Consider the following 23,290-nt stretch of genomic DNA (forward strand, 5'->3'; position numbering starts at 1 on the left):
AGCGATCCGGGCCTTTCTATTTGAGACGGTGGCGGCGTGACGCGCGCTCACCATCCAGGCTTCTGTGGCAGGCCATCTGCGATTTCGTAGTAGTCGGCCTTCGAGCCGACGAAGATGTGCCCGGCGAGCCTGAGACCCGTCGGCTGGTCGAGCGTCCCCATGGCGACGTAGATCTTGTCGCCCTCAGGCTCTTCCCGCCAGAACAGGTTGCCGCCGCAGCGCGTGCAGAAACCGCGGCTGGCGCTATCGGAAGACCGGAACCAGGCAAGACTCTCGGAGGCGGTCAGGACCAGCTCCGAGGCCGGCCAAGCGGCCATCACCGCATAGTTGCCGCTGGTGCGGGCGCATTGCGAGCAGTGACAGGCGACCGGCTGCGCCGGATCGCCCGTCACTTCGTAGCCGACGCCGACGCAGAGGCAGCCGCCGCTTCGGATCATCAGCCGCCGGAGACCTTGCGGCTCCACCAGCCCTTGCGACGCGGGCCGGAAACCTCGGCCTCAGGCAGCGGCTGCGGCGCCGGGCGGACGGGCGCCGGCTCGGCAAGCGTTTCAACCTCGACCGTCTCGGTCACCGCGACCTCCTCCTCGGGCGTCAGCACGTCGCCGGCTTCGATGTCGACCGGCGTCTGGGGTTCCGGCGCAGCCACGACTGGCTCCGCGACGTCGGAGACCTCGGAAGCCGGGGCTTCGCCATTGGCCGCCACCGCCTCGGTCTCTTCCGCGCCGTCAGCCGCTTCGTCCCCGCCACGGCGCGTGCGGCGTCCCCCGCGACGGCCACGGCGACGGCGCTTGCCGGCCTCGTCCTCGCTCTCCTCGGAAGCCTCAGCGGGGGCTTCCGGCGCGGCTTCCGCGACCAGCGGCGAGGTTTCGTCCGCTACGTCGCTCGCGCTCAGATCCTGCTCCTCGCCGTCAATCTCGGACTCGTCGTCCGACGAAGCCTCGACGCTCTGGCCGTTCTCAGCCCCGCCACGACCGCCGCGACGCCTGCGGCGACGGCGCTTGCGGCGTCCGCCTTCGCCGTTCTCGCTCTCGTCCTCGGACTGCGCGCGGCGCGCCGGCTGGGCGACGGGCTCGGAAGCCTCCGCCTCGACCGTCTCCTCCGGCTCGTCGATCTCATCGGGCGCGATGCTGTCAACGCGCACTTGCGTGATCGGCGCGCGCGGCTCGCCCGTCGCGGGCTCCGTACGCTCGACGATCGCATGCTGCCCCGGCGCGAGGTGCTCCTCAGCCGCGAACAGGACGGTGACGCCGAAGCGGCTCTCGATCTCGCGAATGTGGTGGCGCTTCTGGTTCAGAACGTAGAGCGCCACTTCGCCGCGGAGCTTCACCAGCAGGTTGCGCGAAGCGTCCTTGAGCAGGTGATCTTCGCAGATACGCAGCACGTGGAGCGCGACCGAGGGCACGGCGCGGACGGTGCCGACGCCGCTGCAGACGGGGCAAACCTCACTCGACGATTCCAGCACGCCGGTGCGGATGCGCTGGCGCGACATCTCCATCAGGCCGAAATGCGAGATCCGACCGAGCTGGATGCGGGCGCGGTCGTCCTTGAGGCAATCCTTCAGCTTCTTCTCGACCGCCCGGTTGTTCCGGCTCTCCTCCATGTCGATGAAGTCGATGACGATCAGTCCGGCAAGGTCACGCAGCCGCAGCTGGCGGGCGACCTCTTCGGCCGCCTCCATGTTGGTGCGGAGCGCGGTGTCCTCGATATTGTGCTCGCGCGTCGACCGGCCGGAGTTCACGTCGATCGCGACCAGCGCCTCGGCCTGGTTGATGACGAGATAGCCGCCGGACTTCATCGTCACGGTGTTCGAGAACATCGCGTCGAGTTGCGTCTCGACGCCCATCTTCGAGTAGAGCGGCTGGCTGTCGCGATAGGGCTGCACGGTCTTCGCGTTGCTCGGCATGAGCATCCGCATGAAGTCCTTGGCCTCGCGATAGCCGTCCTCGCCGGCGACCAGAACCTCATCGATCTCCTTGTTGTAGAGATCGCGGATCGATCGCTTGATCAGCGAGCCTTCTTCATAGACCAGCGCGGGCGCGGTCGACTTGAGGGTCAGGTCGCGCACCGTCTCCCAGAGGCGCATCAGATATTCGAAGTCGCGCTTGATCTCCGGCCGCGTGCGGCTTGCGCCCGCGGTGCGAAGGATGACGCCCATGCCCTCCGGCACCTCCAGGTCGGCGACGAGATCCTTGAGGCGCTTGCGGTCCTGCGCGGAGGTGATCTTGCGGCTGATGCCGCCGCCGCGCGCCGTGTTCGGCATCAGGACCGAATAGCGGCCGGCGAGCGACAGGTAGGTGGTGAGCGCCGCGCCCTTGCTGCCGCGCTCTTCCTTGACGACCTGCACCAGGAGGATCTGGCGGCGCTTGATGACTTCCTGGATCTTGTAGGAGCGGATGCTGCGGCGCTGTTGGCGCTCAGGCATCTCCTCGAGCGCGTCTCCGGCGCCGATCGACTCGACGGGATGATCCTCTTCGTCCCCGTCCTGGACGTCCGCCTTTTCTTCTTGTTCGGCGACATGCTCGGCGACGACGGCTTCGGCCTCCTCGGAGACCTCAGCCTCGACGGGCTCGGCAGGTTCGACCGTCGCCTCGGCGGAAACAGCGTCCTCGGAATCCTGCGGCGACGCCTTGGGGCGCGAACGGCCACGGCCGCGACGACGGCCGCCGGAAGGCTTCTCCTCGGCGGGCTCGGAGTCTTCCGCGGCGGCCTTCTCCTCCTCGGCGATCAGCGCCTGCCGGTCGGCGGTCGGGATCTGGTAGTAGTCCGGGTGGATCTCGCTGAAGGCGAGGAAGCCGTGGCGGTTGCCGCCATATTCGACGAATGCCGCCTGAAGCGACGGTTCGACCCGCGTCACCTTCGCGAGATAGATGTTCCCGCGCAGCTGCTTGCGGTTCGCGCTCTCGAAATCGAATTCCTCGACCCTCGATCCGCGAACGACGACCACCCTTGTCTCTTCGGGGTGGGTGGCGTCGATGAGCATTTTGTTGGCCATTGAGAAAGCTCTTGTGTGCCGCCGGGCCGTCCGCCGGACGTCGGGATCGACGACGCTAGCGTGGCGCTCAGGGCGCTCATGCGCCCGGCTGATGTTAAATGGAAGAAGCCGCATGCGTGGAGGCGCAGCCCTAAGGCGGCGCGGACAAGCGGCGAACGCCAGCTATGCCGGCGGATCGAGGTCCCGGATCGAGCGAATGCGGCGCTGTTCGCCGTGCTCATCGTCCGAAACACCTCGCAAATTTCTGGGACGGGACAGTCCGAAGAACCGGCTGCGCGTCGGGTTGCGTCTCTGGCCGGCGATGGCATTCGCCGACGCTCACGACCGCTGGCCGATGCGCTAGCCGCCAGTCCCGGACGTCGTGTCGTGGATTGGCGCTTCGCGCGTCGCGGGCGGCGCGGACTGGGAGCCGCGGAGACGAAAGCGAGGAAAGGACTCACCGCGTCTCGCCGTGAACGACGTTCTGTACCGGAAGATACGTATCTTTGACAAGGGCGGCGCCGTTCCGCGCGTCACGCTCGCGACATAGGCGCCGGAGACACAGCAGGCGCGCAAATCGCCTTGTCGAGTTCAGACCTGGTTAACCCTGAGAGCATAACACCGTAGATCTGCGCCATTCGGATCCGCTCCAGCGAAACGGCAGGAATGCTCCGCATCTCGTCCATCGTCCTTGCAGCGCTCTTCGCGCTGGTCGCGCTGCCGCCGTTGGCCTTCGCTCAGGCCGACAGGCGTCCGGTCGCGACCGAGGCGCGGCTCGCCGGCGATGAACAACGGACGCGGCTGGTCATCGACCTTTCGGCGCCGGCCGCGATCAAGGCATTCACCCTCGCCGACCCCTATCGCGTCGTCATCGATCTTCCGGAAATCGCCTTCCGCCTGCCGGAGACGGCTGGCCGCGAGGGCAGGGGGCTGATCTCGGCCTACCGCTTCGGCGTGCTGGCGCCGGGCCGCTCGCGGATCGTGGTCGACGTCAAGAAGCCGGTCGCGATCGACAAGGCTTTCGTGCTCGACCCCGTCGAAGGTCAGCCCGCGCGGCTAGTGCTGGACCTCACTCCGACCGACCGCGCAGCCTTCCTCAAATCGCTTTCCGCGCGCGAGGGCGACCCGACGGGCTCAAACGGGCCGGACAGGACGGCTTCCGCGTCGCCAGAGGCCGCGGCGCTTCCGGTCGTGGTGATCGATCCCGGCCATGGCGGCGTCGACCCCGGCGCGGCCGGACCTGCGGGCGCGAGCGAGAAGGACATCGTGCTCGCCTTCGCCAAGCGCCTGAAAGCGAAGATCGAGGCTGGCGGCGAGCGCCGGGCGATCCTGACGCGCGAGGACGATACGTTCATCTCGCTGCCCGCGCGCGTGAAGATGGCGCGTGACGCCGGCGCGGCGGTCATGATCTCGATCCACGCCGACACGCTGGCCGACCCCTTCGGCGTGCGTGGCGCGACGGTCTACACGCTCTCGGAGAAGGCCTCCGACCGTGAGGCCGAACGCCTCGCCGACAAGGAGAACCGCGCCGACATGATCGCCGGCGTCGACCTGTCGGAAGAGCCCGAGGAGGTCGCCGGCATTCTGTTCGAGCTGACCCGCCGCGAGACGCGCGCCTTCACCGCCGAATTCTCGAAGGGGCTGGTCAGGGAGCTCCGAGCCGCCGCCAAGCTCAACAAGAACCCGCTGCGTTCGGCTGGCTTCCGCGTCCTGAAGGCGCCGGACGTGCCCTCGGTGCTGCTCGAGCTCGGCTATCTCTCAAGCCCCGAGGACGCCAAGCTGATGATGTCGGACGCCTGGCAGGAACAGGCGACCGACGCCGTTTCGACGGCCATCGATCGATACTTCGCGATGCGTATCGCCCAAGGCACACCCGGCCGCGTAAATTAGGCGCCGGGCGGCGCAGCGCCGCATATTCTCCACAAAGCGGACCGATCCCGTGGCATAGCGGAAAGCGGGACAGCGCTTCCGCGGCCTTGAGAGCCGCGTGAAACCAGGACCGCCAAAGCGCCCAGACCACGCGAGGATCCGCTTGCGCCTGCTCGTACGATTCCTCGGCTTTCTGTTTACGGCCGCGACCGTCGTCGCGCTCACGGCCGCGGGCTTTGTCGGCTTCTTCGCCTGGAAATACTCGCGCGACCTGCCAGATTACGAGCAACTCGCCAATTACGAGCCGCCGATCATGACGCGGCTCCACGCCGACGATGGCCGGCTGATAGCGGAATACGCCAAGGAGCGGCGGCTGTTCGTGCCGATCCAGTCGGTGCCGAAGCGGCTGATCAACGCCTTCACCTCCGCGGAAGACAAGAACTTCTACGAGCACGGCGGCATCGATTTCGGCGGCATCATCCGCGCCGCGGTCTCCAACTTCCAGAACCAGGACCGCCGTCCGCAAGGCGCATCGACCATCACCCAGCAGGTGGCGAAGAACTTCCTGCTCTCGAACGAGCAGAACTACGAGCGCAAGATCAAGGAGGCGCTGCTTTCGCTTCGTATCGAGCAGACCTACTCGAAGGACCGCATCCTCGAACTCTATCTGAACGAGATCTTCTTCGGGCTCGGCGCCTACGGCGTCGGCGCGGCTTCGCTGGTCTATTTCGACAAGGGCGTGGACGAACTGACTCTCGCGCAGGCCGCCTATCTTGCGGCGCTTCCTAAAGCGCCGAACAACTACAACCCGTTCAAATACAAGGACCGGGCGATCGAGCGCCGCAACTGGGTGATCGACCGCATGGTCGAGAACGGCGAGGCCACACCCGAGGAAGGCGCCGCCGCAAAGAAGGAAGGCCTCGACATCAAGCCGCGCGCCACCGGCACGCAACTGCCAGCGAGCGAGTACTTCAACGAAGAGGTCCGCCGGGTGCTCTATGAGCGCTACGGCGAGAAGGGCCTCTACGAAGGCGGACTGTCGGTTCGGACCACGCTTGATCCCGATCTGCAGATGCTGGCGCGGAAATCGCTCAGCAACGGCCTCGTGCGCTTCGACGAGCAGCGCGGCTGGCGCGGGCCGGAGAAAGAGATCGACCCTAAGGGTGACTGGGGCGTCGCGCTGGGCGCGCTGCCCGCCTACAACGACATCAAGCCGTGGCGCCTCGCCGTCGTGCTCGATTCCGGCGCCAACGAGGCGGCGATCGGCCTCCAGCCTGCGCATGAGCGCTCCGGCGGCGTGTCGCGCGAGCGCGTCACCGGCCGGCTGACGCTGGAGGGCGTGCGCTGGGCGAAATGGGCGAAGGGTCCCGACCGCGGCCGTCCGGTGAAGACCGTCGCGCAGGTCGTGAAGCCGGGCGACGTCGTCTATGTCGAGCCGGTTTCCGAGGGTTCGTCCGACTACCGCCTGCGGCAGACGCCGGAGATTTCGGGCGGCCTCGTCGCCATGGATCCCTTTACCGGCCGCGTGCTCGCGCTCGCCGGCGGCTTCTCCTACGACGAGAGCCAGTTCAATCGCGCGACGCAGGCGTTGAGGCAGCCGGGCTCGTCGTTCAAGCCGTTCATCTACGCGGCAGCGCTCGACAACGGCTACACGCCGTCGAGCGTGGTGCTGGACGGCCCGATCGAGATCGACCAGGGCGCCGGCATCGGCGTCTGGCGACCGGAGAATTACGGCAAGAAGTTCTATGGTCCTCAGACCTTGCGGTTCGGCATCGAAAAGTCGCGAAACGTCATGACCGTGCGGCTGGCGCAGGATATGGGCATGCCGCTCATCTCCGAATACGCCCGCCGTTTCGGCGCGATGGACGATCTGCCGCCCTACCTCTCGATGGCGCTCGGCGCCGGCGAGACGACGGTGCTCAAGATGACGGCGGCTTACGCGATGTTCGCGAATGGCGGCAAGCGCGTCACGCCGACGGTGATCGACCGCGTTCAGGACCGCACCGGCAAGACCATCTACCGTCACGACGACCGACAGTGCATCGGCTGCACGGCGACGGCCTGGGCGAACCAGGACGAACCCACGCTGATGGACGCCCGCGAGCAGGTGCTCGACCCGATGACGGCCTACCAGATCACGTCCATGCTGGAAGGCGTCGTGCTGCGCGGCACTGCGACGGGCGTTAAGGCCGTTGGCAAGCCGGTCGCCGGCAAGACGGGCACCACCAACGACTACAAGGACGCCTGGTTCGTCGGCTTCTCGCCAGATCTCGTGGTCGGCGTCTATCTCGGCTACGATAAGCCGCGCACGATGGGCGAGGGTGAAACCGGCGGCGAAGTCGCGGCCCCCGTCTTTACCGATTTCATGAAGGCGGCGCTGCACGACAAGCCCGCGACCCCGTTCCGCGTCCCGCCGGGGATCAAGCTGATCCGCATCAATCCGTCGAGCGGGATGCGCGCGTCGGCCGGCGACTCGAAGGTCATCCTTGAGGCCTTCAAGCCGGGCACCGCTCCGCCGGATAGCTACTCGATCATCGGACAGGCGGCGCCGTCGAATCAGAACGTGACGCCTGATCAGGACCGAGCGGTCCGGTCGGGCACGGGCGGATTGTACTGAAAGCAGACGGTCTGCCTGCTTGGAGACCGCCGCTACGCGGTCTTCTCGGCATAGGACCGTCGAGGTTCCTGAGCGCAGGCATCCCTCATGCTGAGGAGCCGGCTGTAGGCCGGCGTCTCGAAGCACGCAGCACATCGCATGGACACGGCACGCCTCGATCAAGACCGCGCGCTCCGCAGGGTCGTCGCGCTCGTCGCGGCGCTGAATCTCGCTTACTTCGGCGTCGAGTTCTCCGTGGCGCTGTCGATCGGGTCGGTCTCGCTGTTCGCAGACAGCGTCGACTTCCTTGAGGACGCATCCGTCAATTTGCTGATCCTGCTCGCGCTTGGATGGTCGGCCAAGGCGCGAGGCCGCATGGGCGGCCTGCTCGCGCTCATCCTGCTCGCGCCCTGCGCGGCGACCCTGTGGACGGCCTGGGACAAGTTCTGGGATCCGGCGCCGCCCGCGCCGCTCCCGCTGACGCTCACCGGCCTTGGGGCGCTTGCGGTGAACGCCACCTGCGCCATGCTGCTCGCCCGCTGGCGGACGCATGGCGGGAGCCTGACGCGGGCGGCCTTTCTGTCTGCGCGCAACGACGCTGTCGCCAATGTCGGGATCATCGCAGCGGGCCTCGCCACGGCGGCGCTCGCCTCGGCTTGGCCCGACCTGATCGTCGGGCTCGCAATCGCGGCCATGAACCTCGACGCCGCCCGCGAGGTGTGGGAGGCCGCGACGGAGGAACGCCGCGCGGCCTCAGCCTGAGAGGGGCTTAGCCCTCGGTCTCTTCGATCAGCAGGATCGTCGGGGTCGCCTTCGAGTAGTTCGGGATATCCGCGACGGCGGTTTGGCCCTCGGGAGAGGAGAGGGCGGCGCTGATCGCTTCCGGGCTGTCGAAGGTCCCGCTAAACACCCAGAAGAAGGCGGCGTCCGATCCGTCCAGCGTCTTGGTCGGCCCGTAGCTGAACGATTTCAGCCCCGGCATCTTCTGCACGAGCGGCATATGCGTCGAACGGAAATAGGAATCGAACTGCGCCGGATCGGCGGGCTTCGGATACATCACGACAAGCTTCGTCACGGAAAGTCTCCTGATTCAGGTCCGCCGTAGATTGCGCGCGAACCGGTTCCGTCCAGCCGCGCCGCTCGCGTCCGTCGCTTGCGCGACGGCTGGTTTACACAACGGCCGGCGGCCGCTACCAGTCGCGGCCCAAACCGAAACCCCAGCGAATTCCCGAAGGCCCATGCGCGCCGAGATCGAAACCCTGGTTCAGGACATCGAGCAGTCAGTCGGGCTGCTGAGGAGGCATCTTTGACTGGGATCAGTCCCAGTCGCGCCTCGAGGAACTGAACCACATCGTCGAAGACCCCACGCTCTGGGACGACCCGGAGCGCGCGCAGAAGATCATGCGCGAGCGCACCTCGATCGAGGACGCCATGAGCGGCGTGCTCAAGATCGAATCCGAGCTCAAGGACAATCTGGAGCTGATTGAACTCGGCGAGATGGAGGACGACAAGGATGTCGTCGCCGAAGCCGAGAAGGCGATCGGGGGGCTCAAGGCCGAGGCCGCGCGCCGGCAGTTAGAGGCGCTGATCTCCGGCGAAGCCGACGCGTTCGACACCTTTCTGGAGGTCCATTCCGGCGCCGGCGGCACGGAGAGCCAGGATTGGGCCGAAATGCTGCTGCGCATGTACACGCGCTGGGCGGAGCGACGCGGCTATAAGATCGAGGTTGTCGACCACCAGAACGGCGAGCAGGCCGGGATCAAGTCGGCGACGCTGCAGATCAAGGGCCACAACGCCTATGGCTGGCTGAAGACCGAGGCCGGGGTGCATCGTCTGGTCCGCATCTCGCCGTTCGATTCGAACGCCCGGCGGCAGACCAGCTTCGCGTCGATCGTGATCTATCCCGTGATCGACGACAGCATCAAAATCGAGATCAACGAAAGCGACGTGCGCGTCGATACGATGCGTTCAGGGGGCGCTGGCGGTCAGCACGTCAACAAGACGGAATCCGCCGTTCGCCTGGTTCACAACCCGACCGGCGTCATGGTGGTCAGCCAGGGCGACCGCTCGCAGCACAAGAACCGCGCGACCGCGTGGGACATGCTGCGCGCCAAGCTCTACGAGCGCGAGTTGAAGATCCGTGAGGAGGCGGCGGCCGCCGACCAGGCCGCCAAGACCGACATCGGCTGGGGCCACCAGATCCGCTCCTACGTCCTCCAGCCGTACCAACTCGTGAAGGATCTCCGGACCGGGCACCAGTCCACGTCCCCACAGGACGTACTGGACGGCGACCTCGACGGCTTCATGGAGGCGACGCTCGCCCAGCGCGCCTATGGCGGCGCCCCCGACAGCGTTGAGGACGTCGACTAAGACGTTTTCTCAGAGAGCGTTGGCGAGCAGCCGGCCCGCGTTGAGGAAGCGAATCGGATCGACGGCCTCGCCATTCTGGCGCGTCTCGTAATGAAGATGCGGACCCGTAGAGCGACCCGTGGAGCCGACGCGGCCGATGACGGAGCCGATCTCCACACGCTGGCCGACGGTGACGTTGATCGCCGACATGTGGCCGAAGCGGGTGGAGAGCCCGCCGCCGTGGTCGATCTCGACCATGTTGCCGTAGCCGCCGCTCCATCCGGCGTCGACGACACGGCCGGCGGCCGTAGCCCGCACGACTTCTCCCGCGGGTTCTACGAAATCGATGCCGGAATGAAACGCCATCTGGCCGAGGAACGGGTCGCGGCGGACGCCGAAGCCGCTGGAGATGGATGCGCCGGGGGCGGGTGTGCGAAGGGGGACCGCCGACAGCCCTCTCATCAGCGCCTCGACCGCCTCACGCTCCGCCGCGACCGTTTCGACGCGCGCATCGAACGAATAGCCGCTGGCAGGGATCGGTTCGAGTGGTCCGCCGCTTCCCGCCGCGGCGTCGCCTGACGCCGACGCGGGCTGAGGCTTGGGCGCACGGACCGCGTCGTAGACGCGCTCGATCTGACGGCGCTGTTCGCTGGCTTTGGTCGCGAGCCCCTCCAGCGTGCGGGCCTGGGTCGCCTCCATATCGTCGAGGATCGACGACATCCGCTCCGACGCGCGGGCCGCAGCGCCTGCCGCCTGTGGCGTCGAGACGTCGTCGAGCGCAGCGTCCGAGCCGATCGGCGTAGGCTTCGAAAAGAGACGCATGGCGGGCCCGGCGTCCGCCCTGACCGGTTCAGCCAGCTCGGCGAGCTTGAGCTGGCGCTTTTCGAGCGACTGCTGCCGCCGACCGATCTCGGCGAGTCGCTCGTCGACGCCGCTGCGCTCGATCAGCCTGCGGGTGCGAGCCCGCTCGAGCTCGTCGCGCAAGGTCGAGAGCTGCGCCTCGTAGCCCCGCTCGGAGGCTTTCGCGCCGCGTCGGAGCTCGCCAATGACGGTGTCGTGGAACGCGACGTAGAAGCCCGACGCAAGCGACCACGCGAACAATGCGCCGACGAACAGCGAGACGAACAGGACGCCATGGCGCGGCAGGCTGACGATCGTCCTGTGCCGGCCGAATTCGAATACGATCCGGTCCGCGGCGCGATCTCTGCCGTTTCCGCCCGCCATGAAAGCCTCCGACGTCTCAACTCCGCCGGAGGCTAATTGGTTAGGGTTAATAGGGGCGTAACGGCGTCTGGTGATCTTCAGATGCGCTGGACGGCGGCAAAGACCTCGTCTGCATGGCCGCGCGCCTTCACCTTCGTCCAGACGCGCGCTACCTTGCCGTCTCCGTCGATAAGCACGGTGGCGCGCTCGACACCCAGGTATTTGCGGCCATACATGCTCTTTTCGCCCCAGACGCCGTAGGCGGTCAGCATCTCCTTGGTCTCGTCGGACGCGAGGGCGACGTCGAGCGAATACTTCTTCGCGAACTTGTCGTGGCTTGCGACGCTGTCGGGCGAAACGCCGATGACGCTGGCGCCTGCGGCGTCGAACGCTTCCTTGAGACGCGTGAACTCCTGCGCCTCAAGCGTGCAGCCCGAGGTGTCGTCCTTCGGATAGAAATAGAGCACGACCTTGCGGCCCCTGAAGTCGGCCAGGCTGAGGGTCCGGCCTCCGGCCCCGGGCAAGGTAAAGTCCGGAGCGGGCTGGCCCTCGGTCGGCAATGTCGGCATCGGACGCTCCTGCTGGTCCCAATTGGCCGTCATAGTCGCTTGCGGCCTTGCCGACTCAAGAGGGATGGCCGAGTTTCCCCGCGTCGAATCGATCGCCTCTCTGCCGAAGGAGGACGCGTCCCCAAGCAATGGCGGAGCAAGCGAACAAGTCCCCGAGGTCCCGGGCCGTCGCCGCCCCATGGCTTGGACGTCTGAGGCACAGGCCGGTCGATGGAAGACCCGCGGCGGCGCCTCCGACGGCGCGGCGCGTCGCGACGCTCGCGCTCGGCGGCGCGCTTGCGCTCGCCGCGACTCTCGGCGCGGTTTGGCTCGCTATCCTCTATCTGCCGCTTCCCGCGTCCCAGGTGATTCCCCGGGTCAAGGCTGCAATCGAGCAGCGGCTCGGCCCAGACTATGCGGTCGAGATCGCCGACGCTGAGCTTCATCGCGGGTCGGACGGCGTGGAGCTCAGGCTGGTCGATCTCGCGATCGCAAAAATTGAAGCCGGACGCGCCGGGCCGCCGATAGCGAGCGTGCCCAGGGCCGAGCTCAGGCTGGACGGGCTCGGGCTGCTCAAAGGCGAAGTCCGCGTGCGGTCGGTCCATGTCACCGCGCCGAAGCTCGACATGCGGTTCGACACCACCGTCGACGCGGCCTCCAAGAACTCCGACCTTCCCGACCGAATTCTGGCCGCGATCGGCGATCTCGACCGTCTGCTCGGCGCGGACGGCGCGGCAGGCGCGCTGGAAAACGTCGAAGTGACCGACGCCACGCTGCTCGTCGCGCCGCGGGCGCGCGCGCCGCTCTCGCTCGAAGGCGTGGATCTTCGCTTGTCCCGAGGGACGGGAGGCTCGATCGCGCTGACTGCGTCCTCCGCGCGTTCGACCGACCGATGGACCGCGGCGATCACCGTCAGCGCAGCGGCGGGGGACAAATCGCGGCTCGTCGATCTCGGCGTCGAGAATGTCGACCTCGCGCCTTATTCCGCCCCGCTCGCAGAGAAGGCTGGCGCGCCGCCGGTCGCAGGGCGCGTGTCCGGACATATCAATGCGCGGATCGGCGAGGATGGCCGGCTGCTTGCGGGCGACGGCCGGCTCGAGGCTCGAGCGCTGCAGATCTTCATGCCGGGGTCCGCGGCGGACACCGGAGAGACGCGCAAGGAGATCGCGCTCGACCGCGTGCAATTCGCTCTTCGCTGGGACGCGCCAGCGCGGACAGTGCGCGTCGAATCCTCCCAGATCCGAGGGCGGGGAGGGCAGGTGACATTCACCGGAGCGTTTGTCGCGCCGCCGGAGCCCGGACGACCGTGGGCCGCGATGCTCGCCGGCCGCGACGTGCTGCTTGCGGGCGAGACGCCCTCCGACCCGCCGCTCCGCCTCGACCGGATCGACGTCGAGGCGACGTTCGACCCGGCCGCCGGCGTGCTCGACATCACCAAGGCGCAGGCTGTGGGACCGACCGCGAGCGCCGCGCTGACCGGGCTCATCCGCTTCGAGGGCGACAGCCCTGCGATCCGGGTCGGTCTCGTTGGCTCGCCGATGCCGGCGTCGGCCGTCAAGCGGCTGTGGCCGTTCTTCCTCGCCACCGGCGTTCGCAACTGGGTGGTGGAAAATGTCGGCTCGGGACGCGTCGACGGCGTCTCTCTCACCATCGACGTGCAATCCGGCGCCCTCGCGAAGCTCAAGCCGAAGGAGCCGTTCCCGGAAGGTTCGGTTTCGCTCGAGGTGTTGTTCACGGACGGAACGCTTCGCGGCAAACCGGGGCTACCCTGGCTTGAGGGGGCGAGCGGCAGGATCGAGGCGACCTCCCGGCGCGTGGACGTCGCGGTGAGCAAAGCGGTCATCCCCGGCTCACCGGAGGAAGGATCGCTCACCGTGTCAGACCTCCGCTTCACCGTGCCCGATCTCAATCACCGCTATCCGCCGGCGACGCTGACGATGAATATCGACGGGGCGCTGCGTAAGGCGCTCGAACTCGTTGCGTCCGGCGCCTTCGGAAAGAACCCGCTGCCGGCGCAGATCGCACTCGACAAGGTCGCCGGCCGCATCGAAACGGGCGTCAGCGTAGGGCTCGAACTCGATCACCTCGCAAACGAGGGCCCGCCGCCGGACGTCCGCATGACAGCCGATATGCGGGACGTGAAGATCGCTGATCTCTACGCCGGTCATTCGTTCGAGAAAGGAGCCTTCCAGCTCAAGATCGACGACGGGCCGCCGAAGCTGACCGGCAAGGGATCGGTCGCCGGCGCCGCCGCGAGCGTCGCGCTGATGGAGGAGCCGTCCGGCGAGGGGGCGCCGCCGAAGCGCAAGCTCGCGGTGACCCTCACGACGGCGGCGAGCGATCTGACCCGGCTGGGCTTCGACGTGCCGGGTTCGCTTAAGGGCTCCGTGCCGCTCTCGGCGGAAATCTATCTCGATGATCCCGCTGCGCCGATGACCGTGAAGGCCGACCTCGCCAAAGTCGGCATCGACGGGTTGGCGCCTGGCTTCGTAAAGCCCGTCGGCCGTCCGGGCCGGCTCGGCTTCATCGTCGAGCGCAGCCCGGAAAGAACTCTGATCCGGGACTTCGTGCTCGAAAGCGGTGATCGCAGCGTTCGCGGCTCGATCAGTTTCGGACCCAAAGGCGACTTGGTCTCCGCGAGCATGCCGATCTACCGGCCCGGGCCCGGAGACGATGCCCGAATCGAGCTCGACCGCGTGAAGGGCGGCGTGACAAAGGTCGCCGTGCAGGGAGCCGCGCTCGATCTGAGGCCTTTGATGCAGCTCTACCGCAAGAAGCCGGCGGCTTCGGGCGCTCGCGACGGGCCAGCTGAGGGCGGCGACGCGGCCAAGAACCTCGACGTCTCCGCGAAGCTCGGAACCGCTATCGGGTATGGCGGGCAGGCTCTCGCGGGACTCGACCTCAAGCTCGTGGTTCGCGACGGCAAGGTGACCGACGCCGACGGGACCGGGCGGGTGGGCTCCGGGGCGGTCAGGCTCGCGATCGGCGATGGCGGCCGGCTTATGGTGTCGGGCCAGGATGCAGGCGCGGCGTTGCGCTTCGTCGACCTCTACGGACGCATCGACCGTGGCAGCTTCGATCTCTCCGCGTCGCTCGCCGGCGGCCCGGGCGAACTTCGGATCCGCGACTTCTCGGTTCGCGACGAGAACGCGCTGACCCGGGTTCGTCAGACGACTGGAACGGACAGAGGCGAACCGACGCGGCCGGGAGCGACCAAATTCGACCGGCTCCGTGTGCTTTTCAAACAGTCGTCGGGCCAGATCGACGTCGAGGAGGCGGTGGTGTACGGCCCGCAGCTTGGCGCGACGCTCGAGGGTCAAGTCAACTACGCCGCTGACAGCGTCGATCTCGTGGGCACGTTCGTGCCGGTCTATGCGCTCAACAACCTCTTCAGCCGGGTGCCGGTGATCGGGCCGCTGCTCGGCGGCGGCGAACATGGCGGGCTGCTCGGCGTGACCTTCCGGGTGCGCGGGCCGACGGCCGCACCCACGCTGACGGTGAACCCGATGTCCGCCGTCGCGCCCGGCTTCCTGCGCAAACTGTTCGAGTTCAGGCAGAACCAGCCTGCCTCGACGAGCGGATCGACCCCCGCCTCGACGCAGCAGTGACACGGCGGCCTTACGAACGATGACGGAGCCGCCTCTCAGTCATCGTTCCGCCTCAAACCAGTGGCCTTTCGAACGCATGGAAAGGCCGGGAAAACGCCGGGACTTGGCGCGGATTCGCGACGGGTTCCCGAAAGGCGGGACGGTCGTGGTTCGTTAACCACGAAACGTCACCTTGCGGCCGTTGGCGATGCGGCGGGAGCTTGCACAGTGACTGATCGGTTCAACGGTTTTGCGGCTTCGCGTCGCGAAGCGCTCATGCTCGGCGCGGGCGCTGCGGCGTCGCTCGCGTTCGGCGGGCAGACCCTCGCTCAGCAGGCGGAATGGAACGACCGTTTCGACGCCTCGGCCGGGGCTGTGGCCACCCGAACCTCTGGCTCCCGCACGCCGTTGTTCAGCGAAACCACCCTGCAATCCACCGAGCAGGCGATCGAGGCTTATAACAGCCTTGTCACCCGCGGCGGCTGGAGCCAGGTGCCCACCGGCCCGCGCCTGAAGCTGGGCTCCTCCGGCGAGCGGGTCGTCGCGCTTCGTCAGCGCCTGATGGCGACGGGCGACCTCGATCCGAACCTGCCGGTATCGACGACCTTCGACAGCTACGTCGAAGGCGGCGTGCGCCGCTTTCAGGCGCGTCACGGGCTGATCCCGGTCGGCGTGGTCGGCGACGACACGATGAGCTCGCTCAACATCCCCGCGGAGACGCGCCTGCGTCAGCTCCAGACCAATCTCGTGCGCCTGCGCACCATGACCACGGGCAATCTCGGCGAGCGTTACGTGATGGCGAACATCCCGGCGGCCGAGGTCGAGGCTGTCGAGGGCAATACCGTCGCGGCGCGCTACACGGCCGTGGTCGGCAAGGTCGACCGCATGTCGCCGGACGTCACCGCCAAGATCCTTCAGGTCAATCTGAATCCGTTCTGGACGGTTCCCGCTTCCATCGTGAAGAAGGATCTGATCCCGCAGATGCAGAAGGACCCGCAGTACCTCACGAAGAAGAACATCAAGATCATCGATCGCAGCGGAGTCGAGATCGCGCCAGAGCAGGTGAACTGGCAGACCGACGAAGCCACCGCCTACATGTACAAGCAGGATCCCGGCGAGGATAACTCGATGGGTTCAGTGCGCATCAACATGCAGAACAAGGACGGCGTCTATATGCACGACACGCCGTCGAAGAACCTGTTCGGCGAGAACGCTAGGTTCCATTCGTCGGGCTGCATGCGCATCCAGAACGTCAAGGAGCTGTGCACCTGGCTCCTCAAGAACCAACCGAACTGGGACCGCCGCTCGCTCGACGCCGCGATCAAGACGGGCAACCGGGTCGATATCCAGGTGACCCCTAATGTTCCGGTCTACTGGCGCTACATCTCCGGCTGGGGCGCGGCCGACGGCACTGTGCAGTTCCGCGAGGACATCTACGGCCGCGACGGCACGGGCGAGCTCGCCATGGCGGGCGCCGCCGCCGCCGGCCAGTGAGGCAGCCCGACCGGCGGGAGACCGCGGTCGCTGGCGAGGTGCTGTTCGAAATCGTGACGCGCGGGAATTCCGCGCGTTGCGCGGCGATCGACGTCGCGACCGGCGTTGAGGTTGTGGTGGTCGGGCCGCCTCGGGGCGGCGACGCGCAACTCAAGGCGGTTGCGTTGCGCAAGCTGCGGATGCGCCTCTCCAGGCTGTGACGCGACCTCGCATCTAGCTAAAATTTCAGAATGGGGAAGGCGAGACGCCCCGCGCGCTTTTCTCGGCTTCGTGACCTATGGTACGGAGGACCCTCAAAGTTCGGAGGGCGCCTCGGCGCCCGAGCCGCGCGCGCGGCAGGAGGAGAGCTGATATGTCCATGAGCGACGCCAATGCGCAGGCGGCCGAAAGCCGCTTTTTCCAGGCGAGCCTCGCTGAGATCGATCCGGAGCTCGCCGACGCCGTGAAGTCCGAACTCGGCCGCCAGCGCGACGAGATCGAGCTGATCGCTTCGGAGAACATCGTCTCCCGTGCGGTGCTTGAGGCGCAGGGCTCAGTGCTCACGAACAAGTACGCCGAGGGTTACCCTGGCCGCCGCTACTACGGCGGCTGCCAGTTCGTCGACGTCGCGGAGCAACTCGCGATCGATCGGGCGAAGAAGCTCTTCAACTGCCAGTTCGCGAACGTTCAGCCCCATTCGGGCGCGCAGGCGAACACCGCGGTGTTCTTCGCGCTCATGCAGCCGGGCGACACCTTCCTCGGCCTCGATCTCGCGGCCGGCGGCCATCTGACCCATGGCGCCAAGGCCGCGCTTTCGGGCAAGTGGTTCAACGCCGTGAACTACAATGTCCGCAAGGAAGACCAGCGGATCGACATGGACGAGGTCGCCAAGCTCGCCCGCGAGCACAAGCCCAAGGTGATCATCGCCGGCGGCTCGGCCTATCCGCGCCAGATCGACTTCGCCGCGTTCCGCAAGATCGCGGACGAGATCGGCGCGTATTTCATGGTCGACATGGCGCACTTCGCCGGTCTCGTCGCCGGCGGCGCGCACCCCAATCCGCTCGACCATTGCCACGTCGCCACGACCACGACGCACAAGACGCTTCGCGGTCCGCGCGGCGGCATGATCCTGACAAACGACGAGGCGCTCGCCAAGAAGTTCAACTCGGCGGTGTTCCCCGGCCTTCAAGGCGGCCCGCTGATGCATGTCATCGCCGCCAAGGCGGTGGCGTTCGGCGAGGCGTTGAAGCCTGACTTCAAGGTCTACATCAAGAACGTCATCGCCAACGCGAAGGCGCTTGCTGAAAACCTCAAGGGCCACGGCTTCGACATCGTCTCGGGCGGCACCGACACGCATCTGATGCTGGTCGACCTGCGTCCCAAGAAGCTGACGGGCAAGGTCTCCGAGATCGCGCTCGGCCGTGCGCACATAACCTGCAACAAGAACGGCATCCCCTACGATCCGGAGAAGCCGATGGTCACTTCGGGCATTCGTCTCGGCACGCCCGCCGGCACCACCCGCGGCTTCGGCGTCGCTGAGTTCCAGGAGGTCGGCGACCTGATTGCAACCGTTCTCGACGTGCTCTCCGAGAAGGGCGTGGAAGAGGACGCCGAGGTCGAGGCCAAGGTCCGCAAGCAGGTTTCGGCGCTGGTCGAGCGGTTCCCGCTTTACGCTGACTGACCAGTCCAGAAAGAGGGTAGGAGCAGCCTGAATGCGGTGTCCGCACTGCGGCGCGCCTGACAGCCAGGTCAAGGACTCCCGCCCCACCGAAGACGGCGCCGCGATCCGCAGAAGGCGGGTCTGCGGCGCCTGCAGCCAACGCTTCACCACCTTCGAGCGCGTGCAATTGCGCGAGCTCGTGGTGGCGAAGCGGTCCGGCCGCCGCGTTCCGTTCGACCGCGACAAGCTGCATCGCTCGGTCACCATCGCGCTGCGCAAACGCCCGGTGGATCCGGAGCGGATCGAGACCATGGTGTCCGGCATCGTTCGCCAGCTCGAGAGCTCGGGCGACGCCGAGGTGACGGCCGCAACGATCGGCGGCCTCGTCATGGAGGGGCTCAAGAGCCTCGACGACGTCGCCTATGTGCGCTTCGCCTCCGTCTACAAGAACTTCCGCGAGGCGAAAGACTTCGAGACGCTGCTCGGCGAGCTTGCGGGCGAGGGCGATGCGCCGCTCTCCGGCCAGCTGCCGTGATCCAACAGAAATTGGCCGAGACGTCTTCGGCGGTCGACGAACGCTGGATGACACAGGCCATTGCGCTTGGCCGCCGCGGTCTTGGCCGAACCGCCCCCAACCCCTCCGTCGGCGCGATCCTTGTTTCGCCTGAAGGTTACGCCGTCGGCCGCGGCTGGACGGACGTCGGCGGCCGTCCGCATGCAGAAGTCCACGCGTTGGCTCGCGCTGGCGAGGCTGCTCGCGGCGCCACGCTCTACGTCACGCTCGAACCCTGTAGCCACCATGGCCGCACGCCGCCTTGCGCGCACGCCGTGATCGCCGCTGGCGTTGCGCGCGTCGTCTCGGCCGTAGGCGATCCCGATTCGCGCGTCAGCGGTCGCGGCCTGGCGCAGCTCATGGAGGCTGGCCTCGCCGTAACGTTCGGCGTTGGGGCCGTTGAAGCGCGGCGGCTCACAATCGGCCACATCACGCGCGTCACCCTCGGGCGGCCTCATGTCGCGCTGAAGCTTGCGGTCTCCGCTGACGGAAAGGTCGGGAGCGCCGATCGCCGTCCGGTCGCGATCACGGGCGAGGAGACCCGCGCGCGCGTCCACCTGATGCGCGCCGAGGCCGACGCCATCATGGTCGGGATCGGGACCGTGCTGTCGGACGATCCGGCGCTGACCTGCCGGCTGCCGGGCATGGAGGATCGCTCTCCGATCCGGATCGTCATGGATTCGACGCTTCGGACGCCGCTCGAGAGTTGTCTGGTGCGAACCGCCAGCGAGACCCCAACCTGGATCATCGGCGGCGTCGACGCCCCTGATGACGCCGAGAGGGCGCTGCGCGCCGCCGGTGCAGAAGTCATGCGGGTTCCCCTCGAGAATGGCCGCCCGTCCGTCAGCGAGACGCTTCATCTCTTGGGCGCGCGCGGCGTGACGCGATTGATGGTCGAGGGCGGCCCGACGCTTGCGGCCGCGCTGCTGAACGCCGATCTCGTGGACGCCGCGGCGATCGCGACCGCGCCGACCGCGCTCGGGCTGGACGCGGTGCCGGCGGTGGAAGGCCTAGGGCTTGATCAAGCTCTGTCGCGTTTCGCGCTCGTCGCCCGGACGCAGCTTGGCGCGGACGACTGGGCGGAGTACGAGCGCGGCTGAGGCGCCACAAACCACGCACACCTTCAGGCAGATCTCTTCATGTTCACCGGCATCGTCACGGATATCGGCGAGATCGTCGCCATCGAACCGCGCGCTGAAATCCTGCGGCTGTCGATAGCCTCTCGCTTCGTCCCACAAGGCATCGACCTTGGCGCGTCAATCGCTTGCGACGGGGTATGCCTCACCGTGGTGGCGGTCGAGCAGCGCGGGGAGGGCAGCGTGTTCTCCGTCGAGGTCGGGCCGGAGACGCTGTCGCTCACGACCGCGGGCGGCTGGCGCGCCGGATCGCGGCTGAACCTGGAGCGGGCGCTGAAGATGGGCGACGAACTCGGCGGGCATCTCGTGCTCGGCCATGTCGACGGCGTCGCCAAGATTGTGGCGCGGGAGGACTTCGGCGACACCGTCCGCTTCACCTTCGAGGCGCCCGAGCTGCTTGCACGTTTCATCGCGGTGAAAGGCTCGATCTGCCTCGACGGGACGTCGCTCACGGTGAACACGGTCGACGCCACGCGCTTCTCGGTTCATCTCATTCCGCACACGCTTTCGGAGACCGCCTGGGGCGACCGGAAGGCCGGCGACCGCGTCAACCTCGAAGTCGACATGATGGCTCGCTACGTCGCGCGCCTTGCCGAGGCCTCCGCGGTTCGGTACTGAGCCGTCCCAATCGATCGAGGCTGTTTTCCATGGCTGAACCGCAGCGGCGCGCAGGCGTCGTCGAGCCCACGCGGGCGCGCGTGCTCGTGGTCGAAGCGCGTTACTACGACGCGATCGCCGACGAACTGCTCGCCGGGGCGACCGGTCATCTCGATGCCGCCGGCGCCACCTACGACGTCGTCACCGTTCCCGGCGCGTTGGAGATCCCCGCGACCATCGCGATCCTGCTCGATGCGGCTGCGGAAAAGGGCGAGCCCTATGACGCCGCGGTGGCGCTCGGCTGCGTCGTTCGTGGAGAGACCACGCATTACGAGATCGTCTCGAACGAAAGCGCGCGCGCGTTGATGGAGCTCTCCGTCGCCCGTAAGCTCGCGCTCGGCAACGGTATCCTGACCGTCGAGAACGATGCGCAGGCCTTCGCCCGCGCCCGTGTCGCCGAGATGAACAAGGGCGGCGGCGCGGCGGAAGCGGCGCTTGCTGTGCTGCGGCTGAAACGCCGCGGGGAGGGCTGAGCCATGGCCAAGGGCGAACAGCGCTCCGCCGCTAGGCTCGCAGCGGTGCAGGCGCTCTACCAGATGGATATCGCCGGCAGTCCGCTGCCGGACACGTTGGCGCAATTCGAGTCGCACTGGCTGGGCAAGGTCGTCGACGGCGACGAGTACAAGCCGGCCGAGGCGGCGTTTTTCCGCGATCTCGTCAAGGGCGTGCTGAAGGAGCAGCGGGCGCTCGATCCGCTGATCGACCGGACGCTCCAGGCCGGCTGGCCGCTGAAGCGCGTCGAGGCGATCATGCGCGCCATCCTTCGCGCGGGAGCGTTCGAACTCGGCAAGCGCCGGGACGTGCCGGTGAAGGTGGTCATCACCGAGTATGTCGACATCGCGCACGCCTTCTTCGAGCGCGACGAGGCGGGCATGGTCAACGCCGTGCTCGACGCGATCGCCCGCGAGGTGCGCGCGCCGGATTTCGAGAAGCAGGGCTAGCCCGCCTCCGTCTTTCCCGCCGCCTCGCAGAGCAACTCCAGCGCCGCGATAACCGACAGGCGGCGCACCTCGCCGCGTCCGACGTCGCCGAAGCGCCGCGCTTGGTGAAGCGTAGGCCTTCCCGCGCGTGCGGCGGCGAAATGCACGAGACCCACGGGCTTCGCCATGGACCCGCCGCCGGGCCCCGCGACCCCCGTGATGGCGACCGTAAGGCCCGCGCCCGAAGCGGCGAGCGCGCCTTCGGCCATGGCGCAGGCGACTCCCGCGCTGACGGCGCCGTGGACCTTCAGCATTGCTTCCGGAACGCCGAGCATCGCCGTCTTCGCCGCGTTGGAATAGGTGACGAAGCCGCGGTCGAACGCGTCGGACGAGCCGGGAACCTCCGTCAGCGCGCCTGCGACGAGTCCGCCGGTGCAGGATTCGGCGGTGACGATCATGACTCCCAAGCCGCGCGCCAACCGCAGCGCCTCGTCCGCAAGGCTCGCGACCGAACGGGTCATCGGTCGAAGCCTTCGGTGAACGGCAGGCGGATGGTGGCGGAGGCCATCGCCGCCAATCCTTCGCGCCGACCGGCAAAGCCGAGCCGCTCCGTCGTCGTCGCCTTCACGCCGACGCGGCTCACGGGCACCCCCGCGATCTCCGCGATCCGCGCGCGCATCCGCTCGCGATGGGGTCCGATCTTCGGCGCCTCGCCGATGATCGTGAGATCGAGATGCGCGATAACGCCGCCCGCCGCGCGCACCAGCCGGCAGGCCTCGGCAAGGAACTGACCGGACTCCGCACCCTTCCACTTCATGTCGGACGGCGGGAAGTGGGCGCCAATGTCGCCGTCGCCGAGCGCCCCGAGCACCGCATCGGTGAGCGCGTGGAGCGCCACGTCCGCGTCGGAGTGGCCGGCGAGACCGAATGGGTGCGGGATCACGACGCCGCCGAGGATGACGTGGTCGCCGGGCCCAAAGGCGTGCACGTCGAAGCCCGAGCCGGTGCGGACGTCGCCAAGCGCCAGGAACGCGCGGCCGGCGCGCCTCAGCGCCTCGTCGTCGAACTGGTCGGGCGTGGTGAGCTTCAGATTGCGCCCTTCGCCCTCGAACAGCGCGACGCGACCTCCCGCCCAGGCGAACAGGGCGCCGTCGTCCGTGAAGCCCTCTCGGCCTTCGCGCGCTGCGCGCGCATGCGCGGCGACGAGGTCGGCGTAGCGGAAGGCCTGGGGGGTCTGCAGCGCGCGCAATCGCGAACGGTCCAGGGTTTCGCCTCGCCAATCACCCTCGATCGCGACGCAGATCGTGTCGGTGACATCCGTGGCGGGGACAGCGGCGCCCGACGCCGCGGCCGCTTCGATCGCCCGGTCGATCAGGCCGGAAGACGTGAACGGTCGGGCGGCGTCGTGCACGAGGACGATCTCGGCAGCTGAGCCTTCGAGAGCGGCCAGGCCAGCGCTGACGGAGGCCTGTCGCGTCGCGCCGCCGGTCGCGGGCGGAAGAAGCTTCGGGTGGGCAGAGACGGCCGCGTGATAGAGGGCCTCGTGCCCTGCGCCGATGACGATGGCGACCTGGTCAATGCGAGGATGCTCGAGGAAAGCGCGAGCGGATGCCGCCAGCATCGCCTCGCCACCGAGATCGCGGAATTGCTTCGGCTGATCGCCGCGCGCGCGAATGCCGGCGCCCGCAGCGCAGATCAGGGCTGCGACCCGCGGCGGGCGCTCCGAAGATGCTTCCATGAGCCTACGCTTTCAGCAGATTTCCGGAGC

General features: G+C 67.7%; 20 protein-coding genes. 13 read left to right on the forward strand and 7 right to left on the reverse strand.

The features are described 5' to 3' along the window. Nucleotides 1-47: 47 nt before the first annotated feature. Together EYR15_RS05360 and EYR15_RS05365 are read right to left on the reverse strand one after the other, a co-directional pair. A complete protein-coding gene (locus EYR15_RS05360; RefSeq protein ID WP_131001865.1) occupies nt 48-437 on the reverse strand; it encodes a GFA family protein in 390 nt (129 codons plus the stop codon). Continuing rightward, nucleotides 437-2,992, reverse strand: coding sequence for an Rne/Rng family ribonuclease (locus tag EYR15_RS05365; protein ID WP_131001866.1), 2,556 nt, complete (start codon nt 2,990-2,992; stop codon nt 437-439). Before EYR15_RS05365 ends, EYR15_RS05360 begins: the two co-directional genes overlap by 1 nt. 645 nt (nt 2,993-3,637) lie before the next feature. Between EYR15_RS05365 and EYR15_RS05370 the strand changes: the two genes are divergently transcribed. The 3 genes from EYR15_RS05370 (at nt 3,638) to EYR15_RS05380 (ending at nt 8,198) form a co-directional block, all read left to right on the forward strand. Then, nucleotides 3,638-4,861 (forward strand): N-acetylmuramoyl-L-alanine amidase, encoded by a 1,224-nt coding sequence (locus EYR15_RS05370; protein ID WP_131001867.1) that lies wholly within the window; start codon nt 3,638-3,640, stop codon nt 4,859-4,861. Nucleotides 4,862-5,003: 142 nt separating this feature from the next. Further along, nucleotides 5,004-7,457, forward strand: coding sequence for a penicillin-binding protein 1A (locus EYR15_RS05375; protein ID WP_131001868.1), 2,454 nt, complete (start codon nt 5,004-5,006; stop codon nt 7,455-7,457). Between the two features lie 138 nt (nt 7,458-7,595). Continuing rightward, complete coding sequence (locus EYR15_RS05380) at nt 7,596-8,198, forward strand: cation efflux transmembrane domain-containing protein (protein WP_131001869.1); 603 nt, start codon at nt 7,596-7,598, stop codon at nt 8,196-8,198. 7 nt (nt 8,199-8,205) lie between these two features. Here the strand turns inward: EYR15_RS05380 and EYR15_RS05385 are convergent, their stop codons facing one another. Beyond that, on the reverse strand, nt 8,206-8,511 hold the full coding sequence (locus EYR15_RS05385) for an EthD family reductase (protein ID WP_131001870.1): 306 nt from the start codon (nt 8,509-8,511) through the stop codon (nt 8,206-8,208). Nucleotides 8,512-8,674: 163 nt separating this feature from the next. Between EYR15_RS05385 and prfB the strand changes: the two genes are divergently transcribed. Beyond that, a protein-coding gene (prfB, locus tag EYR15_RS05390) for a peptide chain release factor 2 (RefSeq protein WP_131001871.1) occupies nt 8,675-9,806 on the forward strand; the annotation gives its coding sequence in 2 pieces (ribosomal slippage) (nt 8,675-8,743 and nt 8,745-9,806; 1,131 coding nt in all). A 9-nt stretch (nt 9,807-9,815) separates the two neighbouring features. On the opposite strand, the gene EYR15_RS17280 is transcribed toward prfB, so the two are convergent. Together EYR15_RS17280 and EYR15_RS05400 are read right to left on the reverse strand one after the other, a co-directional pair. Beyond that, the gene (locus EYR15_RS17280; protein ID WP_131001872.1) at nt 9,816-11,009 is read right to left on the reverse strand and encodes a M23 family metallopeptidase; all 1,194 of its coding nucleotides are present in this window, start codon (nt 11,007-11,009) and stop codon (nt 9,816-9,818) included. A 77-nt stretch (nt 11,010-11,086) separates the two neighbouring features. Then, nucleotides 11,087-11,557, reverse strand: a complete 471-nt coding sequence (locus tag EYR15_RS05400) for a peroxiredoxin (protein WP_165455430.1) — start codon at nt 11,555-11,557, stop codon at nt 11,087-11,089. A 128-nt stretch (nt 11,558-11,685) separates the two neighbouring features. Here EYR15_RS05400 and EYR15_RS05405 point away from each other — a divergent pair, with 128 nt between their 5' ends. The 9 genes from EYR15_RS05405 (at nt 11,686) to nusB (ending at nt 21,543) form a co-directional block, all read left to right on the forward strand. Next, on the forward strand, nt 11,686-15,144 hold the full coding sequence (locus tag EYR15_RS05405; protein ID WP_131001873.1) for an AsmA-like C-terminal region-containing protein: 3,459 nt from the start codon (nt 11,686-11,688) through the stop codon (nt 15,142-15,144). A gap of 207 nt (nt 15,145-15,351) precedes the next feature. Further along, nucleotides 15,352-16,617, forward strand: a complete 1,266-nt coding sequence (locus EYR15_RS05410) for a L,D-transpeptidase family protein (RefSeq protein ID WP_245498162.1) — start codon at nt 15,352-15,354, stop codon at nt 16,615-16,617. Next, nucleotides 16,614-16,817 carry a DUF6898 family protein gene (locus EYR15_RS05415; protein ID WP_131001874.1) on the forward strand — a complete coding sequence of 68 codons (204 nt, stop codon included), beginning with the start codon at nt 16,614-16,616 and terminating at the stop codon, nt 16,815-16,817. Before EYR15_RS05410 ends, EYR15_RS05415 begins: the two co-directional genes overlap by 4 nt. Nucleotides 16,818-16,975: 158 nt before the next feature. After that, complete coding sequence (gene glyA / locus EYR15_RS05420) at nt 16,976-18,277, forward strand: serine hydroxymethyltransferase (RefSeq protein WP_131002420.1); 1,302 nt, start codon at nt 16,976-16,978, stop codon at nt 18,275-18,277. A 31-nt stretch (nt 18,278-18,308) separates the two neighbouring features. Then, nucleotides 18,309-18,791, forward strand: coding sequence for a transcriptional regulator NrdR (nrdR, locus tag EYR15_RS05425; protein ID WP_131001875.1), 483 nt, complete (start codon nt 18,309-18,311; stop codon nt 18,789-18,791). Between the two features lie 47 nt (nt 18,792-18,838). Beyond that, complete coding sequence (gene ribD, locus EYR15_RS05430; RefSeq protein ID WP_131001876.1) at nt 18,839-19,909, forward strand: bifunctional diaminohydroxyphosphoribosylaminopyrimidine deaminase/5-amino-6-(5-phosphoribosylamino)uracil reductase RibD; 1,071 nt, start codon at nt 18,839-18,841, stop codon at nt 19,907-19,909. Nucleotides 19,910-19,948: 39 nt separating this feature from the next. After that, nucleotides 19,949-20,563: a riboflavin synthase gene (locus EYR15_RS05435; RefSeq protein WP_131001877.1), complete on the forward strand. Its 615-nt coding sequence runs from the start codon at nt 19,949-19,951 to the stop codon at nt 20,561-20,563. 29 nt (nt 20,564-20,592) lie between these two features. After that, complete coding sequence (gene ribH, locus EYR15_RS05440; RefSeq protein ID WP_131001878.1) at nt 20,593-21,075, forward strand: 6,7-dimethyl-8-ribityllumazine synthase; 483 nt, start codon at nt 20,593-20,595, stop codon at nt 21,073-21,075. Between the two features lie 3 nt (nt 21,076-21,078). Then, the gene (gene nusB / locus EYR15_RS05445; protein WP_131001879.1) at nt 21,079-21,543 is read left to right on the forward strand and encodes a transcription antitermination factor NusB; all 465 of its coding nucleotides are present in this window, start codon (nt 21,079-21,081) and stop codon (nt 21,541-21,543) included. Here nusB and EYR15_RS05450 read toward each other — a convergent pair. Continuing rightward, complete coding sequence (locus EYR15_RS05450) at nt 21,540-22,043, reverse strand: CinA family protein (protein WP_131001880.1); 504 nt, start codon at nt 22,041-22,043, stop codon at nt 21,540-21,542. The genes nusB and EYR15_RS05450 overlap by 4 nt on opposite strands. Continuing rightward, the gene (locus EYR15_RS05455) at nt 22,040-23,260 is read right to left on the reverse strand and encodes a bifunctional 2-C-methyl-D-erythritol 4-phosphate cytidylyltransferase/2-C-methyl-D-erythritol 2,4-cyclodiphosphate synthase (RefSeq protein ID WP_131001881.1); all 1,221 of its coding nucleotides are present in this window, start codon (nt 23,258-23,260) and stop codon (nt 22,040-22,042) included. The genes EYR15_RS05450 and EYR15_RS05455 overlap by 4 nt, the downstream gene beginning before the upstream one ends. Nucleotides 23,261-23,290 lie beyond the last annotated feature (30 nt).

The sequence above is a fragment of the Hansschlegelia quercus genome (assembly GCF_004310425.1).
GTDB lineage: Bacteria > Pseudomonadota > Alphaproteobacteria > Rhizobiales > Methylopilaceae > Methylopila > Methylopila quercus.

Excerpts from the sequence above, each read along its gene's own strand:
- EYR15_RS05360 (WP_131001865.1), bottom strand. The coding sequence starts at position 437 with ATGATCCGAAGCGGCGGCTGCCTCTGCGTCGGCGTCGGCTACGAAGTG.
- EYR15_RS05365 (WP_131001866.1), bottom strand. The coding sequence starts at position 2,992 with ATGGCCAACAAAATGCTCATCGACGCCACCCACCCCGAAGAGACAAGG.
- EYR15_RS05370 (WP_131001867.1), top strand. The coding sequence starts at position 3,638 with ATGCTCCGCATCTCGTCCATCGTCCTTGCAGCGCTCTTCGCGCTGGTC.
- EYR15_RS05380 (WP_131001869.1), top strand. The coding sequence starts at position 7,596 with ATGGACACGGCACGCCTCGATCAAGACCGCGCGCTCCGCAGGGTCGTC.
- EYR15_RS17280 (WP_131001872.1), bottom strand. The coding sequence starts at position 11,009 with ATGGCGGGCGGAAACGGCAGAGATCGCGCCGCGGACCGGATCGTATTC.
- EYR15_RS05400 (WP_165455430.1), bottom strand. The coding sequence starts at position 11,557 with ATGCCGACATTGCCGACCGAGGGCCAGCCCGCTCCGGACTTTACCTTG.
- EYR15_RS05405 (WP_131001873.1), top strand. The coding sequence starts at position 11,686 with ATGGCGGAGCAAGCGAACAAGTCCCCGAGGTCCCGGGCCGTCGCCGCC.
- glyA (WP_131002420.1), top strand. The coding sequence starts at position 16,976 with ATGAGCGACGCCAATGCGCAGGCGGCCGAAAGCCGCTTTTTCCAGGCG.
- nrdR (WP_131001875.1), top strand. The coding sequence starts at position 18,309 with ATGCGGTGTCCGCACTGCGGCGCGCCTGACAGCCAGGTCAAGGACTCC.
- ribD (WP_131001876.1), top strand. The coding sequence starts at position 18,839 with ATGACACAGGCCATTGCGCTTGGCCGCCGCGGTCTTGGCCGAACCGCC.
- EYR15_RS05435 (WP_131001877.1), top strand. The coding sequence starts at position 19,949 with ATGTTCACCGGCATCGTCACGGATATCGGCGAGATCGTCGCCATCGAA.
- ribH (WP_131001878.1), top strand. The coding sequence starts at position 20,593 with ATGGCTGAACCGCAGCGGCGCGCAGGCGTCGTCGAGCCCACGCGGGCG.
- nusB (WP_131001879.1), top strand. The coding sequence starts at position 21,079 with ATGGCCAAGGGCGAACAGCGCTCCGCCGCTAGGCTCGCAGCGGTGCAG.
- EYR15_RS05450 (WP_131001880.1), bottom strand. The coding sequence starts at position 22,043 with ATGACCCGTTCGGTCGCGAGCCTTGCGGACGAGGCGCTGCGGTTGGCG.
- EYR15_RS05455 (WP_131001881.1), bottom strand. The coding sequence starts at position 23,260 with ATGGAAGCATCTTCGGAGCGCCCGCCGCGGGTCGCAGCCCTGATCTGC.